This window comes from Rhodopseudomonas faecalis (genome assembly GCF_003217325.1).
GTDB lineage: Bacteria > Pseudomonadota > Alphaproteobacteria > Rhizobiales > Xanthobacteraceae > Rhodopseudomonas > Rhodopseudomonas faecalis.
Genome location: NZ_QJTI01000021.1, coordinates 65629 through 84458, shown reverse-complemented (window position 1 = coordinate 84458; position 18830 = coordinate 65629). Strand labels below are relative to the sequence as shown.

The following is an 18830-nucleotide window of genomic DNA, read 5'->3' as shown; positions in this document are numbered from 1 at the left end:
ACAACTTCAGACCTCACCAGGCCCTCGGCGGCAAAACCCCCAAGGACTTCGCCACCAACAAAACCATTCGATCAACGAATTAGTGAACTCGCACAATTGCGAGCGAAGCGAAGCAATCCAGATGCCGCACACTGACTGGATTGCTTCGTCGCTTCGCTCCTCGCAATGACACTGAGCGGTGAGGAACCGCCGAGCACGGCAACAATCCAAAAGGACCGTCATTCCCGGCTGCGCGCTTTGGCGCGCAGCCCGGAATGACGCGATGATTGGAAGAGAGTCAGGAAAGAGATTCCGGGCTCGCCCGCAGCGTTGCTGCGCGCTCCCCGGAATGACGGTGGTGAGGCGATCGTCGTCCACCATTGACCCGTCATGCCCGCGCTTGTCGCGGGTATCCACGTCTTCAACGCCATCCGTGATCCAAGACGTCGATGGCCGGGATAAACCCGGCCATGACGAGCTGACCACTGGTATCAATCACCACGGCTCTCGCCTGGACTCCGCACGCCTTGAATAGAGAGGCGTCTTGGAGGCAGCCTCCAAACGACAATGGCCGGGACGAGCCCGGCCATTCCAATCGCTTAGTAAGAAAGCCTGCGCGGCCGCTTACGCGTATTTGCCGTGGCAGTGCTTGTACTTCTTGCCGGAGCCGCACGGGCAATCCTCATTGCGGCCGACCTTGCCCCAGGTGTCGGGGTTGTTCGGATCGCGAGGCCCCGCTTGATCCGGCGGCAGCGAGTCGCCGGCAAACAGCAGCGAATCCTCGCCGGTGTTCGGATCGAATTTGTGCGCTTCCATCTGCGGCAATTCGGGCTGCGGCTCCTGGGTGACGATTTCCACCCGCATCAGCTGGGCGGTCACCGCTTCGCGCAGATGCGAGATCAGCGCCTCGAACAGGTTGAACGCTTCCGACTTGTATTCCTGCAGCGGATCGCGCTGGCCATAGCCGCGCAGGCCGATGACGTTACGCAGATGGTCGAGCATCACCAGATGCTCGCGCCACAGATGATCCAGCGTCTGCAGCAGGATCGACTTTTCGGCGTAGCGCATCATGTCCGGGCCCCACTGCCCGACCTTGGCCGCCATGTGTTCGTCCGCAGCCTTTTCGATGCGCGCCAGCAGTTCCTCGTCGGCGATGCCTTCTTCCTTGGCCCACTGCTCGACGGGCAGATCAAGGCCCAGCACGCGCGACAGTTCTTCCTTGAGCCCGGCGACGTCCCACTGCTCGGCATAGGCATGCTCGGGCACGTGCTTGGCCACCAGATCCTCGATGAACAGATGGCGCATGTCGGCGACGGTCTCGGCGACGTCCTCGTCCTTCATCAGGTCGACGCGCTGCTCGAAGATCACCTTGCGCTGATCGTTCTGGACGTTGTCGAATTTCAGCAGGTTCTTGCGGATGTCGAAGTTGCGCGCCTCGACCTTCTGCTGAGCCTTTTCCAGCGCCTTGTTGATCCAAGGATGGATGATCGCCTCGCCTTCCTTCAACCCCAGCTTGGTCAGCATGGTGTCGAGCCGGTCGGAGCCGAAAATCCGCATCAGATCGTCTTCCAGCGACAGGAAGAATTTTGAGCGGCCCGGGTCGCCCTGACGGCCGGAGCGGCCGCGCAGCTGATTGTCGATACGGCGGGATTCGTGGCGTTCCGAACCGATGATGTACAGACCGCCGGGGTGGGTGATGGTCTTGGCCGGCTTGTTGCCCTTGGCCGGCTCGATCTCGATGGTCTCTTCCGCCTTCAGCACCAGTTCGCGGAAATGCTCGATATCGGCCTTGATCGCCTCGATGCGCGCGGCTTTCTCGGCCTCATCGGTGATGTCGGCGATCTCCTGCTGAATGCGCATTTCCAGCGAACCGCCGAGTTTGATGTCGGTGCCGCGGCCAGCCATGTTGGTGGCGATGGTGATCGCGCCCGGCACGCCGGCTTCGGCGACGATATAGGCTTCCTGCTCATGGAAGCGCGCGTTCAGCACCGCGAACAGCTTGGCCGGCTTGCCGGCGCGCGCGGCGGCATACAGCTTGTCGAGTGCCTTCGGATTGTTGAAGTCGATCTGCTTGTAGCCGTGCTTCATCAGATACTCGGCCAGCACCTCGGACTTTTCGATCGAGGCGGTACCGACCAGCACCGGCTGCATGCGAGAATTGGCGCGCTCGACCTCGGCGAGGATCGCGGCGTATTTCTCGTTCTGGGTACGATAGACCTCGTCGTCTTCATCGAGACGGGCGATCGGCAGGTTGGTCGGGATCTCGACCACTTCGAGCTTGTAGATGTCGAAGAATTCGTCGGCTTCGGTCGCCGCGGTACCGGTCATGCCGCCGAGCTTGTCGTACATCCGGAAGTAGTTCTGGAACGTGATCGACGCCAGCGTCTGGTTTTCCGGCTGAACGGTGACGTGTTCCTTGGCTTCCAGAGCCTGATGCAGACCTTCCGAATAACGGCGGCCCGGCATCATGCGGCCGGTGAACTCGTCGATGATCACCACTTCGTCGTTGCGGACGATGTAGTCCTTGTCGCGCTGGAACAGCTGGTGCGCGCGCAGGCCCTGATTGATGTGATGCACCACCGAGACGTTTTCGACGTCGTACAGCGACTCGCCCTTGAGCAGGCCAGCGTCGCGCAGCAGCGTCTCGATCCGCTCCATGCCGACTTCGGTCAGCGTCACGGTGCGCTGCTTCTCGTCGACATCGAAGTCCGACTTGTCGAGCTTCGGAATGAAGGTGTCGATGGTGTTGTAGAAATCCGAGCGGTCGTCGAGCGGGCCGGAAATGATCAGCGGCGTGCGCGCTTCGTCGATCAGGATCGAGTCGACTTCGTCGACGATCGCGAAGGCATGGCCGCGCTGCACCATGTCTTCGAGACGATACTTCATGTTATCGCGCAGATAGTCGAAGCCGTACTCGTTGTTGGTGCCGTAGGTGATATCGCAGGCATAGGCGGCCTGGCGCTGCGCATCGTCGAGACCATGCACGATCACGCCGGTGGTCATGCCGAGGAAGCCGTAGATCTGGCCCATCCAGGCCGAGTCGCGCTTGGCGAGGTAGTCGTTGACGGTGACGACATGGACGCCCTTGCCGGCGAGCGCGTTCAGATAGACCGCGAGCGTCGCCACCAGGGTTTTACCTTCGCCGGTCTTCATTTCGGCGATGTCGCCCTCGTGCAGCACCATGCCGCCGATCAGCTGCACATCGAAATGGCGCTGGCCGAGGGTGCGCTTGGCAGCCTCACGCACCGTGGCGAACGCCGGCACCAAAAGGTCATCCAGGGTCTTGCCGGCGGCGAGCTCGGCACGGAACTGCGCTGTGCGGCCGCGCAGCGCCTCGTCGGATAGCGCCGCGATCTCCGGTTCCAGAGCATTGATAGCCGCGACCCTGGACTGGTAGCCCTTGATCCGACGATCGTTGGGGGAGCCGAAAAGCCTGCGGGCGAGCGCGCCGATCATTGCGATTTCCTGTCTGTGCGGTCCGGCCTAATAGCCATCATCCGTGCGGCCCCAGCTATCAGCTCATCGTGACGCTTTCCAGGCCGGTACTCCCTTGCCGGAAGCGGGCGCGAAATGGATCGAAAGGGCCGGCACTCCAAAATTTCGGGTCCGGGCGCCGCCGGACGTCAGCCATCGCGCGCGGACCGGCCGCGGAGAGATATGGCTGGGGGGTGGGGATGTCAACGCGCGATCCTGCCCGGAATTTCATGATTTTGACAGAGTTTCCGCGTTGCCAAGCTACATCAATTGCGCGACTGTCCGCCGCCCATCGGCTCGACCTTCATTTTTAGGGAATATCCATGACCGCTCTGACATTCGACAAGAAACTCGGCCCGCGCCTTGGCCTCGCCGGAGCGGCTGTGGCCGGCTGCCTGCTGCTGGCTGGGGCGCCGGTTCGCGCTCAGGATGCCAATCCGGTACTCGCCAAGGTTAACGGCGTCGAAATCCGCCAGAACGACGTCACTATGGCTGAAGAGGAGCTGGCCCCGAACCTCGCCCAGATGGACCCCGCCACCAAGCGGGAAAACGTGCTGGCGTTTCTGATCGATATGAAGATCGTCGCCAAGGCCGCCGAGGACAAGAAGATCGCCGAGCGGGCCGATTTCAAGAGCCGGCTCGATTTCGCCCGCAACCGCATCCTGATGGATCAGCTGCTGGCCGCCGAGGGCAAGGCCGCCGCCACCGATGAGGCGATGAAGAAGGTCTATGAGGAGGCCGCCAAGCAGATTTCCAGCGACCAGGAAGTGCACGCCCGCCACATCCTGCTCGAGACCGAGGACGAGGCCAAGGCGGTCATCGAAGAGCTGAAGAAGGGCGCCGATTTCGCCGAGCTGGCCAAGAAGAAGTCCAAGGACCCCGGCGCCTCCGATGGCGGCGATCTCGGCTTCTTCACCAAGGACCAGATGGTGCCGGAATTCTCGGCCGCCGCGTTCGCGCTCGAGCCGGGCAAGATTTCCGAGCCAGTGAAGTCGCAGTTCGGCTGGCACGTCATCAAGGTCGAGGAAAAGCGCAACCGCAAGGCGCCGGAATTCGATCAGGTCAAGGGCCAGATCGAGACCTACGTGTCCCGCAAGGCGCAGGCCGACTACGTCACCAAGCTGCGCCAAGCCGCCAAGGTCGAGCGTCTCGATCAGCCGGCCGATGCCGCCAAGCCCGATGCGGCCAAGTCGGAGCCTGCAGCCCCCGCCGACGCCAAGGATGCCAAGCCGGCGGACAAGCCGGCCAAGAAGTAATCGACGTTTCCTGCCTTCTCCCCGCGTGCGGGGAGAAGGTGGCGAGCATCAGCGAGCCGGATGAGGGGGCGCCGCGGAGCGCCGAACAACCCCTTCGTCCGGCTTTACTCGTTTTGCTCGCAAGCCAACCTCTCCCCGCACGCGGGCAGAGGTGATACACAGCGCGACAATCTGTTCCGATCCGCGCCGAAGGTTGAATGCGCCATGTCCTCTGCCGTCTCCCCCCTCGCCCCCACCGATGTTCCTGAGATGCCGCAGATCGCCGGCGTTCGCCTCGCCACCGCGGCGGCCGGCATCCGCTACAAGAAGCGCACTGACGTGCTGCTGGCCGTGCTCGATCCCGGCACGTCGGTCGCTGGCGTGTTCACCAAGTCGAAATGCCCGTCGGCCCCGGTCGAATGGTGCCGCGCCAAGCTGAAGGGCGGCCGCGCCCGGGCGCTGGTGGTCAATTCCGGCAATGCCAACGCCTTCACCGGCAAGACCGGCAAGCAATCGACCGCGCAGACCGGCGCGATCGCCGCGAAGGCGCTCGGCTGCAAGCAGGACGAGGTGTTTCTGGCCTCGACTGGCGTGATCGGCGAACCGCTCGACGCCAGCAAATTCGACGGCGTGCTCGACAAGCTCGCCGATGAAGCCCGGCCGGACGGCTGGATGGACGCCGCCCAGGCGATCATGACCACCGACACCTTCCCCAAGGTCGCGACCGCCCAGGTCAAGCTCGGCAAGGCCAAGGTCACCATCAACGGCATCGCCAAGGGCGCCGGCATGATCGCGCCCGACATGGCGACCATGCTGGCCTTCGTGTTCACCGACGCGCCGATCTCGCCGGCCGCGCTGCAGGCGCTGCTGAAAACTGGCGTCGAGGACAGTTTTAACGCCGTCACCATCGATGGCGATACCTCGACCTCCGACACGCTGCTGGCCTTTGCCACCGGCGATGCCGCCGCTTACGGCGCGCCGAAGATCAGCAAGGCCAGCGACGTGCGGCTCAAGGCGTTCGTGAAGGCGTTCAACGGCATTCTGGCCAATCTCGCCGAACAGGTGGCGCGCGACGGCGAAGGCGCCCGCAAGCTGATCGAGATCATCGTCGAAGGCGCGGTGTCGAAGCCCTCGGCGCGCAAGATCGCGATGTCGATCGCCAATTCGCCGCTGGTGAAAACCGCGGTCGCCGGCGAAGACGCCAATTGGGGCCGGGTGGTGATGGCGGTCGGCAAGGCCGGCGAACCTGCCAATCGCGACAAGCTGTCGATCTCGTTCAACGGCATCCGCGTCGCCAAGGCCGGCGCGCGCGACCCGTCCTACAACGAGAAGGAAGTTTCGGCCGAGATGAAGAAGCCGGAAATCCAGATCAAGGTCAGCCTGGGTCTCGGCAAGGGCCGCGACCGGGTGCTGACCTGCGACCTCACCAAGGAATACGTCGCCATCAACGGCGACTATCGCTCGTGAACGGCGCGGCGCGCGCCCTCGCGGCGACGGCTTTGATCGGGCTGTCGTCGCCGGCGCTCGCCGAGCAAAGCTGGAATTTGCGCCGCACGGTGCCAAGCGACAGCGACACGGTGATCGGCATCGGTGCCCGTTGGAACAAAGCGTGCCAAAGCATCGGCGTGCCGGAGGTGATCCTCGAGGAAGCGCCGCTGCACGGCACGGTGTGCCAGCAGCGCGGCATGGTGCGCGCCAATCGGTTGCTGGTCGGCAGCAGCAGCCATTGTCTGCGGCAGCCGATGCCGGGCGTGCAGATCGTGTATCGCTCCGATGCCGGCTTCACTGGCCGCGATACGCTGCACTACACGCTGAAATTCCCGCGGTTCAACCATCTGCACCGCGTCGAGATCGACGTCCGGCCGCTGGCCGCTGCTCCGGGCGGCTACGCCATGCCGCCCTCGCCACGTCAGCAGCCCGGCCCTATGCCGATCTGCGCGGCGCTTACCTCATAGGTCCCTGATGAAGCTTCTTCTCGTCGTGGCGGTGGCGTTGATCGACGCCGACAACCGCGTGCTGATCGCGCAGCGCCCGGAGGGCAAGCAGCTCGCGGGCCTGTGGGAATTTCCCGGCGGCAAGCTCGATGCCGGCGAGCGGCCAGAGCAGGCGCTGATCCGCGAGCTGCAAGAAGAGCTCGGCATCGAGGTCAAGGAAGCGTGCCTAGCGCCGCTGACCTTCGCCAGCCACGCTTATGATGATTTCCATCTGCTGATGCCGCTGTACATCTGCCGGCGCTGGCAAGGCACGCTGACGGCGCGCGAGGGCCAGAACCTCGCCTGGGTGCGCGCCAACAAGCTGCGCGACTACCCGATGCCGCCCGCCGACATCCCGCTGATCCCACCGCTGATCGATTTGCTGATGTAGCCCTGCTCCCCTCCCCCGCGGAGCGAAGCGACGCAGCGGGGAGGGGTCGGGGGTGGGGGCTCTTACTCACGGGGACGGCGCCATCGGTCGACGCACTCCGCCCCCCACCCGACCGGCCTGCGGCCGGCCACCCTCCCCGCCGCTGCGCGGGGGGAGGGAAAACTTGGGGCACGTTGCTGCCGCAGCCCATCCATTGATCCCCGACCGAAAATCAGCGCTGTGCGAGCGCAGCGAAGCAATCCAGACAATTTCCCGCGTCATTGCGAGCGAAGCGAAGCAATCCAGCGCGTCGCGCACTGAGTGGATTGCTTCGTCGGCTGCGCCTCCTCGCAATGACGATGGAGCGAGACGGAGCATGCCGCAGGCAGAGTCTCCTACCGCGGCGGGCGTCCCTGCTCCGACGCACCCTTGACCGCCTGTTCCAGACTGGCCTGAGCCGAGCCGGGTTTGAGCGGCTGCTGCTGGCTGTCATGCGGCGCCCAGCCGGACAGCCACACCAGCTCAAAGGTGGCGCGGATCCGGCCGTCGGCATCGGAAAACCGCTCGGCATAAAGCTGCGCCATGCGCGTCAGCGTCGCGCGGCGCAGCGGCTGGCGCCTTCGCTCCACCAGCACGTTGGTGGCGCCCATGCGCCGCAGATCCTGCATCAAAGCGAAGGCGTGGTCGTAGCGCACCACCACGCGATCGACATCGGTCACCGGCAGGGCAAAACCGGCGCGTTGCAAGAGCGCGCCGAGATCGCGCAGATCGGCGGCCGGCGCGACGCGCGGCGACACGCCGCCCTCGATCTCGGCTTCGGCGGCGGCAAAGGCCTGGCGCAGCTCGGTGAGCGTGTCGCCGCCGGTCAGCACCGCCAACAACAACCCGTCCGGCTTCAGCGCCCGCCGCAACTGCGCCAGCACGCCGGGCAGATCGTTGACGAATTGCAGCGCCAGCGCTGATACCACGAGATCCAGCGATTGCGGCGCGAGGCGAAGATGCTCATCGTCCGGCACTTCCACCGCTTGAAGCGCGCCAAGTTGGCCTGCCAGCGCGGTGCGCAGCTGCGCGGTCGGCGTGCCAAGATCGGCGGCGCAACTAAAATCGCGTAGCACCGCGTGCAGCCGATCAGTCATCTCCTCGGTGACGCGATCGAGCAGAAAGGTCGCCGGATCGCGCGCAGCGGCGCGCTCCAGCCTGCGCCGCAACTGCACGCGATCGAACAACAGCGGAGCCGCAGCCATCGCCGCGCTTAGTTGAGCTTTGACGCCGCGGCCGGGCTCTGCTGCGGCGCTTCCAGCATCTTCAACACCGCATCGAGCGCGTTGCGCAGATGCTGCGCGCCGGCATGGCTGCAGCGCAGCCGCGCGGTGGTGACGAATTTCACCTCGACCGAGCCATCCGCCAGCGGATTGAGCGTGCGCGCCGCAAGCTCAATCTCGACCGCATTGGCCATCACGCCATGGGCCGGGGCGATATCGAAATAGATATGCGGCGCATTGTTGAGATCGATATAGGTCACGGTTTCAGCCGGTTTTTCCTTCGGGTCGGACAACGCCATCTCCTCGGTTTGCATCACGCGCGGACGGCGCGCTTGGCGCCGAGCCTTCACCGGACACCATCGCCCCGTTCGAGCCTTGCGGCAAGTTGCGGCGGCAGCTTGACGCTGACCTGCGGCAAGCTAGCCTCGCACGATGCAGGCGGAACCTCCGATGGTACAGGGCGACGCGGCAGCCGGCGTGATGCGCGCCGGCGTGCGGCTGCGCGATGCGCTGTGGCGGGTCTGCAGACGCGGTGCAAAGGCCGTGCTTGATGTCACGCTGCCGACGCTATGCCTGAACTGCCGCGAGCCGGTGGCCGGCGACGGGCTGTGCGCGGCGTGCTGGTCACAGCTTGGCTTCATCGAGCCGCCTTATTGCGAGCGGCTCGGCATTCCGTTCGTCTACGATCCCGGCCCCGGCCTCTTGTCGATGCAGGCGATCGCCGCGCCGCCGGCCTATACGCGGGCGCGCGCCGCGGTGCGCTATGACGAGGTGGCGCGCAGCCTGGTGCATGCGCTGAAATTCCATGACCGCGTTGAGCTCGCGCCCACCATGGGGCGCTGGATGGCGCGCGCCGCGGCGCCGCTCATCGCCGACGCTGATCTGATCGTGCCGGTGCCGCTGCATTGGCGGCGCGGCTTTTCGCGGCGCTACAATCAGTCCGGCGCGCTCGCGCTGGCGATCAGCCGCGCCTGCGGCCGGCCGCTCGCCGGCGACGTGCTGCGGCGAATCCGCCCAACGGCGCATCAGATCGGGCTGTCGCGCGCAGAACGGGCCGCCAATGTGCAGGGCGCATTCCGAGTACCGCCGGAGCGCGCCAGCGCGGTGCAGGGCCGGCGGATTTTGCTGGTCGACGACGTGCTGACCTCGGGCGCCACCGCCGATGCCTGTGCGCGGGCACTGCTGCGCGCCAAGGCGGCGGCGGTCGATCTGGTGGTGTTTGCGCGGGTTGTGGACACTCCGGGCTCCCCCATATAATGAGCCCAACTTTGTCAATCCGAGTGCGACATGACTGCTGCCATCGAAATCTTCACGCGGCCGGGCTGTGGCTATTGCAGCGCGGCCCGTTCGTTGCTGACCCGCAAGAACGCCGCCTTCACCGAATACGACGTGTCGGTCGATCCGACTTACCGTGAGCGGATGGCGGAGCGGGTCGGCCCCGGCGCCACTTTTCCGCAGATCTTCATCGGCCCTCAGCATGTCGGCGGCTGCGACGACCTCTATGCGCTCGATCGCGAGGGCAAGCTCGACGCGATGCTGGCCGGCACGGCTGGCCCATGAGCACCGCCGGCAGCTTTACCGCGGCGCTGGTGCAATTGCGCGCCGGCTTGCGCCCGGAACCCAATCTCGAACAGGCCACCAGCCTGATCCGCGAAGCCGCCGCCTCGGGCGCTGACTACGTGCTCACGCCTGAGGTGAGCAACATGATGCAGCTCAACCGCGAGGCACTATTCGCGCAGCTTTGCAGCGAGGCGGATGATCCGTCGCTGCGCGCTTATCGCGCGCTCGCCAAAGAGCTGAACATTCACCTGCATATCGGCTCGCTGGCGCTGAAAGCCTCGCCCGATCGCGCGGTGAACCGCTCGTTCCTGATCTCGCCGCAGGGCGCGATCCTGGCGAGCTATGACAAGATCCATATGTTCGACATCGATCTCGATAATGGCGAAAGCTATCGGGAATCGGCGAACTACCAGCCCGGCGAAACCGCGGTGCTGGCCGATCTGCCCTGGGGCCGGTTCGGGCTGACGATCTGCTACGATCTGCGCTTTCCGGCGCTGTACCGCGCGCTGGCCGAAGCCGGTGCGTCGTTCATCACCGTGCCCTCGGCGTTCACGCGGCCAACTGGCGAAGCGCATTGGCACACCTTGCTGCGCGCGCGCGCCATCGAAAACGGCTGCTTCATTTTCGCCGCCGCGCAAGGCGGGCTGCATGAGAACGGCCGCGAGACCTTTGGCCATTCGCTGATCGTCGATCCCTGGGGCGAAGTGCTGGCGGAAGGCGGCGTTGATCCCGGGGTGATCATGGCCAGCATCGATCCCAGCAAAGTCGCCAAGGTGCGCAAGTCGATTCCGTCGCTGCGCCACGGCCGGCGTTTTTCCGTGATCGAACCGAAGACGCCGCCCGGCCACCTGCATCTGGTGCGGGACCCGGCATGATCCGCTACGCACTACGCTGCGAGCAGGGCCACGGCTTCGATAGCTGGTTTCCAAGCTCGTCGGCTTACGACCGTCAGGTGAAGCAGGGCCTGGTGGAATGCCCGCGCTGCGGCTCGGTCAAGGTCGAGAAGGCGATCATGGCGCCGCAGATCGCGCGCAAGAAGGGCCGCGACCCTGTCAGCGAACCGGCTGTTGCGGAGGCGGCCGCCCCGGTGCCGGCTCAGGCGCCGGCCGAGGCGGATTCGTCATCGCCGCTGATGTTGGCGCAGGAGCGCGAATTGCGCGCCAAGCTGCGGGAGCTGCGCGAGCACATCACCAAGGTCGCCGACAATGTCGGGCCGGGCTTTGCCGATGAAGCGCGCAAGATGCATTACGGCGAGATCGAGCACCGGCCGATCTACGGCCAGGCCTCGACTGATGAAGCGCGGGCGCTGATCGACGAGGGCATCGAGGTGATGCCGCTGCCGCTGCTGCCGGACGATCGCAACTGACAACCGCTCGTCGTCGTCGCGGGCGCTGATGACCTTTCACTGTCATTGCGAGCGCAGCGAAGCAATCCAGCGGGCCGGCTCAGCAAAACTGGATTGCTTCGTCGCGTAGCCTGTGCCCGGACGGCGCACAGCGCCGATCCGGGTACTCCTCGCAATGACGACGGATCGAGACGCCACCCCTGCTCCCCTCCCCCGCGGCGCGCAGCGACGCAGCGGGGAGGGGTCGGGGGTGGGGGCTCTTAATCACCGAGGATGGCGCTATTGGTCGAAGCACTGCGCCCCCCACCCGACCGGCCTGCGGCCGGCCACCCTCCCCACCGCTACGCGGGGGGAGGGAAAACTTGGGTCCCGCTGCTGACGCAGCCATTCCATTGATCCCAGACTGATAATCAGCCCCGTCATTGCGAGCGCAGCGAAGCAATCCAACGGGCCGGCTCAGCAAAACTGGATTGCTTCGTCGCGTAGCCTGTGCCCGGACGGCGCACAGCGCCGATCCGGGTACTCCTCGCAATAACGAGGGGAGTCAGAGGATGGCGTCATTCCGGGATGCGCGCCTTCGCGCGCAGACCCGGAATCTCGCTGTTATCAGCTTCGGATTCCGGATTCGAACGGTACGGCGCGCCGCGGAATGACTTGAAAGCCTCCCATCACTGCGGGAAAGTGCTGCCATGACCCCCGACTCGGTGCTGTCCTGGCAATTCTGGGCACTGCTGGCGGCGCTGTTTGCAGCGCTGACCGCGATCTTTGCCAAGATCGGCGTCACCGAGATCGACTCCGACCTCGCCACCTTGATCCGCACAATGGTGGTGCTGATCAGCCTGGCGCTATTGGTATTCGCCACTGGCAAGCTTGCCAGCCCCGCGACCATCAGCCCGAAGACCTGGCTGTTCCTGGTGTTGTCCGGGCTGTGCACCGGCGCATCCTGGCTGTGCTATTTCCGCGCGCTCAAGCTTGGGCCGGCGTCGCTGGTGGCGCCGATCGACAAGCTGAGCGTGGTGCTGGTGGCGCTGTTTGCGTTTGCGGTGCTCGGCGAACGGCCGACGCTGCAACAATGGCTCGGCATTGCCTTGATCGGCGCCGGCGCGGTGCTGATCGCGGTGCGGTAGCGGCGGCTACAAGGCAATCAGCATCGCCACGCCGGCGACGATCATCATTGTGCCGATCAATTCGCGCGGCAGCAACGGCTGCTTGAACGTGTAGTAGGCCACCGCCTGCGCGAACACCACTTCCACCAATGCCAGCGTGCGGACATTGGCGGCGGCCGTGAGCGCGAATGCCAAAAACCAGAATTGCGAGGCCAGCGCGCCGACGAAGCCGGCCGCCATTGACGGCCACCACAGCCGAAAAATCTCGCGCAGTGCCTGCGGCTGGCGCAGCCCGAGATAAAGCAGCATCAGCAGCGTTTGCAGCCCGAGCGTGAACAGCAGCGTGGTGGTGGCCGCGGTGACGAATGACACCTCCGGCACCGCCAAAATCGCGCCGCGAAATCCGACCGCCGACAGCGCGAAACCGGCCGCGGCCGCCAGGCCGAGCACGGTCGGGCGCAGGCTGCCAAAACCCTTGGCACCACCGGGGCGCAGCGCGGTGATCACCACGCCCAAAGTGGCGATCAGGATCGCCAGCACTTTGGGCCAGGTGAGATGATCGCCGAGAAACACGAAGCCGAACATCGCGGTCTGAATGGCTTCGGTTTTCAGATAAGCGGTGGTGACCACGAATGAGCGATCGGTCATCGCCGCCAGCATCAAGCCGGTGCCGGCGATCTGGCTGACCGCGCCGAGCACCAGCCAGGGCCAGAACGCCGCTGTCGGCTGCGGCAGCGGATCGCCGCTGGCCAGCATCACCACGACGAAGAACAGGATCGCGAACGGAAAGCCGAACAGAAAGCGGATCGCGGTCGCGCCCCAGGTGCCGAGCGGGGCGGTGAGATGGCGCTGCATGGCATTGCGCGCCACCTGGCCGACCGCGCCGATCAGCGTGAAGGGAATCCAGAGCGTGGCGACAGACAACATGGCGGCGACGATGGGCGCGAACGGCAGCGAAGCAATGAAGTGGAGCAGTGCAACGTGACCGCCACCGGCAGCGCGGTCAACTCACGCAGCCCTCATGCCGCTACGCCCAGAACGCAGGGGCGAGCCGAAGATGTTCGGCCTGGTCGCAATGCCCCCTCACCCGGATCAGCGCTACGCGCTGATCCGACCTCTCCCCGCAAGCGGGGAGAGGTGAAAGCAATGCCGCCCGTGAGGGAAAGACTAACGATCCCGCCTCCGCCACTGCCTTCTGCACGCGCTCCCTCTGGCACGGCCTGCTCCCTCTCCCCGCGTGCGGGGAGAGGGGTGGGGTGAGGGGGCGTTGCTGTTGAGCGAAGCGGTCGATCTGGCGAGAAACGCGGCCGCATATCGGTGCGGCAATTGAGGATCATGGCGTCGAAGCGCTGTGCCAGGCCCCTCACCCGCCCCGGCTGCGCCGGTGCGACCTCTCCCCGCAAGCGGGGAGAGGTGAAACACCACGTCATTGCGAGCGCAGCGAAGCAATCCAGGACTTCAAAGTCGAGCAGACCTCACGCTCCTCCGCAAAGGGAGAGCATCCGGCCACGCGATACGCCTGCCACTAACCGGCGACGTTCTCCGCGACCATCATGTAATTGACGTCCATGTCGGCCGACAGCGTCCACTTGTCGGCGAGCAGGTTGTAGACCAGCCCGGACTGTTCGGTGACGGTGAGCTTGCTGTCCTGCAGGAAGCGCGTCAGCTCGTCGGGGGTGACGAACTTGTCCCACTGATGGGTGCCGCGCGGCAGCCAGCGCATCACATATTCGGCGCCGACGATCGCGAGCGCAAAACTCTTCCAATTGCGGTTGAGCGTCGCCACCACCATCATGCCGGTCGGCTTCATCATCGCCGCGCAGCGCGACAGGAATGCGCGCACGTCGGTGACGTGCTCGATCACCTCCATCGCCAGCACGATGTCGAAGCGCTCGCGCGGGTCCATCTGCTCAACGGTGGTGTTGCGATAGTCGATCGACAGCTGCGACTTGTCGGCGTGCAGCTTGGCGGCGGCGATATTGGTGGCGGCGGGATCGATGCCGATCACCTGGGCGCCAAGCCGGGTGAACGGTTCGCACAAAAGTCCGGCGCCGCAGCCGATATCGATCATGCGCAAGCCGGCCAGGCAGCTCAGGCTTTTCGGATTGCGGTCGAATTTGCGGCAGGCGGCATCGCGGATGAAGGCGACGCGATGCGGATTGATCTTGTGCAGCGGCGCCATCCGCCCGGTCGGGTCCCACCATTCGGCCGACAGCTTGGAGAACTTGGCGATTTCGGCGGGATCGACGGTCGAGGCTGCGCCGCCGGTCGGATTTGATTGCATGGCCATGGCTTGCGCCGTTGCTCCTATCGGGCAGTGATCGAGTTGCGAAACGCCGACGGCGCCGCGATGGTTCGGATGGTTCGCCTCATACAGCACCGCTCTTTCGGTTGCAGCGTCGAACTCCGTTTCCGACCATCGCTGTCCCCTGACAAGCGCGATCGCCCGACAGGGGGTTTTGGCGGTCCAAGCCGGCATGCTCCCCGCCTCGACGGTGCCGAGGCGCGGTTGCTTGCCCGCGATCGCATCGGTATGTATACGCGCCTTCCGGCGCCGCGTCGCGGATTCCGCGATATTTCTTACTCGTTGTTTTCAGGGATTGCACTATCGGTCATGGGCCGGCTCGTCATGAAATTCGGCGGCACGTCCGTCGCCAATCTCGATCGCATCCGCAACGTCGCGCAGCACGTGAAGCGCGAAGTGGATGCCGGCCATCAAGTTGCGGTGGTGGTGTCGGCCATGTCCGGCAAAACCAACGAGCTGGTGGCGTGGTGCCGCGACGCCTCGGCGATCCACGATGCCCGGGAATACGACGCCGTGGTCGCCTCGGGCGAGCAGGTGACGTCGGGCCTGCTGGCGATTGCGCTGCAGGCGATCGGCATCCAGGCGCGCTCGTGGCAGGGCTGGCAGATCCCGATCCTGACCAGCGACGCCCATGCGTCGGCGCGGATCGTCGATATCGACGGCAGCGAGCTCATCAAGCGCTTCGAGGAGCGCAAGGAAGTGGCGGTGATTGCCGGCTTCCAGGGCATTCATGCCGAAACCGGCCGAATCACCACGCTTGGCCGCGGCGGTTCCGACACTTCGGCAGTGGCGATCGCGGCGGCGGTGAAGGCCGACCGCTGCGACATCTACACCGATGTCGATGGCGTCTACACCACCGACCCGCGGGTGGTGCCGAAGGCCAAGCGGCTCGACAAGGTGGCTTTCGAGGAAATGCTGGAACTGGCGTCGCAGGGCGCCAAGGTGCTGCAGGTCCGTTCGGTGGAACTCGGCATGGTGCACAACATGCCGATCTTCGTACGATCGTCGTTTGACAAGCCGGAAGATATCGATCCGCACGGCACGCCGCCGGGCACGCTGATCTGCAGCGAGGAGAAAATCATGGAAAATCATGTCGTCACCGGCATCGCCTTCTCCAAGGACGAGGCCCAGATCTCGGTGCGCCGGATCGAGGACAAGCCGGGCGTCGCCGCCTCGATCTTCGTGCCGCTCGCCGAGGCCAATATCAACGTCGATATGATCGTGCAGAGCGTGTCGGAAGACGGCCGCGCCACCGACCTGACCTTCACGGTGCCGGCCGCGGACTTTGCGCGCGCCAAGCAGACCATCACCTCGGCGCAGGACAAGATCGGCTATGCCAGCTTCGACAGCGAAACCGACGTCGCCAAGGTGTCGGTGATCGGCTCGGGCATGCGCAGCCACGCCGGCGTCGCCGCCCAGGCGTTCCGGGCGCTGGCCGCGAAAAACATCAACATCCGCGCCATCACCACCTCGGAAATCAAATTCTCGGTGCTGATCGACGCCGCCTATACCGAACTGGCGGTGCGCACCCTGCACACGCTGTACGGCCTGGACCAGGCCTAGGCCCGGCGCCATCAACAGGGCCCAGCCGGCGGCGCGCAACGCAGGCCGGCTGGCAGGTGATTTGCTTGGCAATTCAAGCTTCAATTCGGTATACGGCCTGACGGGCCTGCGCGGTCCGTCGCCAGCCTTCCGGAACACTCCCGCTGCCTCAAAGCAGGATGTTTCGACCAAGCCGACTGCACCAGAACCGCCCAAGCGGGTGGGTAGGTACCGTTGACGGTCGATGCCGGGCGGCCGACACGACGGAGGGCAGGCTCAGCCGCCGGTGCCGCGCGGCTGCATTGATCGATATCCAGGCAAAGCCGGGCGATCGGTGCGAACTGGTTGAATCTGAGTTGACCCACGATCCGTGCCGAGCGGATCGTGGCAGTAGGGAGATGGCGGACAATGCGGAGCACGTCGGGTGGCCCCCGCGTCTTGCTGAGGCGGCTCCGCGAAACCATGGCGGAGCAAGTCTCCGCGCAGGAACGTCTCGACAAGATCGTGGTGCTGATCGCCGCCAACATGGTGGCGGAGGTGTGCTCGACCTATGTGCTGCGCGTCGACAACACCCTCGAACTGTACGCCACCGAGGGCCTCAACCGCGACGCCGTGCACAAGACCGTCCTGAACGCGCATGAGGGCTTGGTCGGCCTGGTCGCCTCGGAAGCCACCCCGCTCAATCTGTCCGACGCGCAAAGCCACCCGGCGTTTGCGTTCCGCCCGGAAACCGGCGAAGAAATCTATCATTCCTTCCTCGGCGTGCCGATCCTGCGCGCCGGCAATACGCTCGGCGTGCTGGTGGTGCAGAACCGCGCCAAGCGCACCTATGTCGAGGAAGAAGTCGAGGCGCTGCAGACCACCGCCATGGTGGTCGCGGAAATGATCGCCTCGGGCGAATTGTCGGCGCTGGCAGAGCCCGGCGCCGAGCCGGCGGCGCGGCATTCGGTGCACAAGACCGGCGCGGTGCTGTCAGACGGCATCGCGCTTGGCCATGTGGTGCTGCACGAGCCGCGCGTCGTCATCACCAATTACATCGCCGAAGACCTCGCCAAAGAGGTGAAGCGCCTCGACGCCGCGCTCACCAAGCTGCGCGCCGACCTCGACCGCATGCTGGAGCGCGGCGATTTCGCCGAAGGCGGCGAGCACCGCGACGTGCTCGAAGCCTACCGGATGTTCGCCAACGACCATGGCTGGTCGCACAAGCTGCATGAGGCGGTCGCCACGGGCCTCACCGCCGAAGCCGCGGTCGAGCGCGTGCAGTCCGACACCCGCGCGCGGATGCTGCGTTCCACCGATCCTTATCTGCGCGACCGGCTGCACGATCTGGAAGACCTCGGCTATCGCCTGATGCGGCAGCTGGTCGGCCAGGACCATGCGCCCTCGCGCGAGCAATTGCCCGACAACGCCATTCTGATCGCCCGTTCGATGGGCCCGGCGGCGCTGCTCGATTACGATCGCAAGCGGCTGCGCGGCCTGGTGCTGGAGGAAGGCACCGCCAATTCCCACGTCTCGATCGTGGCGCGGGCGCTCGGCATCGCCGCGGTCGGCGAAGTGCCGAACGCGCCGGGCATCGCCGATCCGGGCGATCCGATCATCGTCGATGGCACCACCGGCTCGATCTATGTGCGGCCGTCCGCTGAAATCGAGGCCGCCTATACCGAGCGGGTCCGGTTCCGGGCGCGGCGCCAGGCGCAATATTCCGCGCTGCGCGACCTGCCCTGCGTCACCAAGGACGGCCAGCCGATCGACCTGATGATCAATGCCGGCCTGGTGATCGACCTACCGCATATCGAAGACACCAATTGCTCCGGCGTCGGCCTGTTCCGCACCGAGCTGCAATACATGATCGGCCAGAGCCTGCCGCGCTCCAGCGACCAGCTCGCGCTGTACCGCGCCGTGCTCGATGCCGCCGGCCCCAAGCCGGTCACGTTCCGCACGCTCGATATCGGCGGCGACAAAGCGCTGCCCTATATGGAGACCGTGGTCGAAGAGAACCCGGCGCTCGGCTGGCGCGCGATCCGGCTCGGCCTCGACCGGCCCGGTCTGCTGCGCAGCCAGATCCGCGCGCTGCTGCGCGCCGGTGGCGGCCGCTATCTGCGCATCATGTTCCCGATGATCTCCGAGGTCGCCGAGTTCGACGCCGCCAAGGCGATCGTCGAACGCGAGCTGACTTATCTGCGCCAGCACGGCCACACGCTGCCGGAGCGGATCGACGTCGGCACCATGCTGGAAGTGCCGGCGCTGCTCTATCAGCTCGACGAATTGCTGGAGCGCGTCGATTTCATCTCGGTCGGCTCCAACGATCTGTTCCAGTTCACCTTCGCGGTCGATCGCGGCAACGCGCGGGTCGCCGACCGTTTTGACGGGCTGTCGACGCCGTTCCTGCGGGTGCTGCGCCATATCGTGCAGCGCGCCCAGCTTGCCAAGCGCCCGGTGTCGCTGTGCGGCGAGATGGCGTCGCAGACCATCGGCGCGCTGGCGCTGATCGCGCTCGGCTATCGCTCGCTGTCGCTGTCGGCGATCGCCCACGGCCCGGTGAAAGCGATGATCCTCGATCTCGACGCCGGCAAAGCCGCAGCCATGATGACCAAGCTGCTGAACGCGCCGGCAGGCAGCGTGTCGATCCGCCAAAAGCTGACGGAATTCGCCGAGGCTGAAGGGCTGTCCTTGTAGCGA

General features: G+C 65.4%; 16 protein-coding genes. 11 read left to right on the top strand and 5 right to left on the bottom strand.

All coding sequences use genetic code 11. From position 1 onward, the window contains the following. Positions 1-603 precede the first annotated feature (603 nt). Positions 604-3435: a preprotein translocase subunit SecA gene (gene secA / locus BJ122_RS15175; RefSeq protein ID WP_110782068.1), complete on the bottom strand. Its 2832-nt coding sequence runs from the start codon at positions 3433-3435 to the stop codon at positions 604-606. A 341-nt stretch (positions 3436-3776) separates the two neighbouring features. Here secA and BJ122_RS15170 point away from each other — a divergent pair, with 341 nt between their 5' ends. The 4 genes from BJ122_RS15170 (at position 3777) to mutT (ending at position 7052) form a co-directional block, all read left to right on the top strand. Then, positions 3777-4709, top strand: coding sequence for a peptidylprolyl isomerase (locus BJ122_RS15170; protein ID WP_110782066.1), 933 nt, complete (start codon positions 3777-3779; stop codon positions 4707-4709). A gap of 204 nt (positions 4710-4913) precedes the next feature. Beyond that, complete coding sequence (gene argJ, locus BJ122_RS15165; protein WP_110782064.1) at positions 4914-6155, top strand: bifunctional glutamate N-acetyltransferase/amino-acid acetyltransferase ArgJ; 1242 nt, start codon at positions 4914-4916, stop codon at positions 6153-6155. After that, a complete protein-coding gene (locus BJ122_RS15160; RefSeq protein WP_110782062.1) occupies positions 6152-6643 on the top strand; it encodes a hypothetical protein in 492 nt (163 codons plus the stop codon). Before argJ ends, BJ122_RS15160 begins: the two co-directional genes overlap by 4 nt. Before the next feature lie 7 nt (positions 6644-6650). Then, the gene (gene mutT, locus BJ122_RS15155; protein WP_110782061.1) at positions 6651-7052 is read left to right on the top strand and encodes an 8-oxo-dGTP diphosphatase MutT; all 402 of its coding nucleotides are present in this window, start codon (positions 6651-6653) and stop codon (positions 7050-7052) included. Between the two features lie 374 nt (positions 7053-7426). Here the strand turns inward: mutT and BJ122_RS15150 are convergent, their stop codons facing one another. After that, entirely contained in the window at positions 7427-8275 is an 849-nt protein-coding gene (locus BJ122_RS15150) for a methyltransferase domain-containing protein (protein WP_110782059.1), read from the bottom strand. 8 nt (positions 8276-8283) lie between these two features. Then, positions 8284-8586, bottom strand: coding sequence for a hypothetical protein (locus BJ122_RS15145; protein ID WP_110782073.1), 303 nt, complete (start codon positions 8584-8586; stop codon positions 8284-8286). Between the two features lie 187 nt (positions 8587-8773). Here BJ122_RS15145 and BJ122_RS15140 point away from each other — a divergent pair, with 187 nt between their 5' ends. From BJ122_RS15140 to BJ122_RS15120, 5 genes are all read left to right on the top strand, one after another. Beyond that, a complete protein-coding gene (locus BJ122_RS15140) occupies positions 8774-9550 on the top strand; it encodes a ComF family protein (protein ID WP_245407745.1) in 777 nt (258 codons plus the stop codon). 30 nt (positions 9551-9580) lie between these two features. Then, on the top strand, positions 9581-9853 hold the full coding sequence (gene grxC / locus BJ122_RS15135; protein ID WP_110782056.1) for a glutaredoxin 3: 273 nt from the start codon (positions 9581-9583) through the stop codon (positions 9851-9853). Next, the gene (locus BJ122_RS15130) at positions 9850-10728 is read left to right on the top strand and encodes a carbon-nitrogen hydrolase family protein (RefSeq protein ID WP_110782054.1); all 879 of its coding nucleotides are present in this window, start codon (positions 9850-9852) and stop codon (positions 10726-10728) included. Before grxC ends, BJ122_RS15130 begins: the two co-directional genes overlap by 4 nt. After that, positions 10725-11219 (top strand): DUF1178 family protein, encoded by a 495-nt coding sequence (locus tag BJ122_RS15125; protein ID WP_110782052.1) that lies wholly within the window; start codon positions 10725-10727, stop codon positions 11217-11219. The genes BJ122_RS15130 and BJ122_RS15125 overlap by 4 nt, the downstream gene beginning before the upstream one ends. Positions 11220-11887: 668 nt before the next feature. Next, the gene (locus BJ122_RS15120; RefSeq protein ID WP_103012035.1) at positions 11888-12325 is read left to right on the top strand and encodes an EamA family transporter; all 438 of its coding nucleotides are present in this window, start codon (positions 11888-11890) and stop codon (positions 12323-12325) included. Between the two features lie 6 nt (positions 12326-12331). On the opposite strand, the gene BJ122_RS15115 is transcribed toward BJ122_RS15120, so the two are convergent. Next, positions 12332-13231, bottom strand: a complete 900-nt coding sequence (locus tag BJ122_RS15115; RefSeq protein ID WP_110782051.1) for an EamA family transporter — start codon at positions 13229-13231, stop codon at positions 12332-12334. 598 nt (positions 13232-13829) lie between these two features. Then, positions 13830-14594 carry a bifunctional 2-polyprenyl-6-hydroxyphenol methylase/3-demethylubiquinol 3-O-methyltransferase UbiG gene (gene ubiG, locus BJ122_RS15110; protein ID WP_110782049.1) on the bottom strand — a complete coding sequence of 255 codons (765 nt, stop codon included), beginning with the start codon at positions 14592-14594 and terminating at the stop codon, positions 13830-13832. 324 nt (positions 14595-14918) lie between these two features. On the opposite strand from ubiG, the gene BJ122_RS15105 reads away from it, so the two are divergent. Both BJ122_RS15105 and ptsP read left to right on the top strand, forming a co-directional pair. Next, the gene (locus BJ122_RS15105; protein ID WP_110782047.1) at positions 14919-16172 is read left to right on the top strand and encodes an aspartate kinase; all 1254 of its coding nucleotides are present in this window, start codon (positions 14919-14921) and stop codon (positions 16170-16172) included. Between the two features lie 387 nt (positions 16173-16559). Next, positions 16560-18827 (top strand): phosphoenolpyruvate--protein phosphotransferase, encoded by a 2268-nt coding sequence (gene ptsP / locus BJ122_RS15100; protein WP_110782046.1) that lies wholly within the window; start codon positions 16560-16562, stop codon positions 18825-18827. Positions 18828-18830 lie beyond the last annotated feature (3 nt).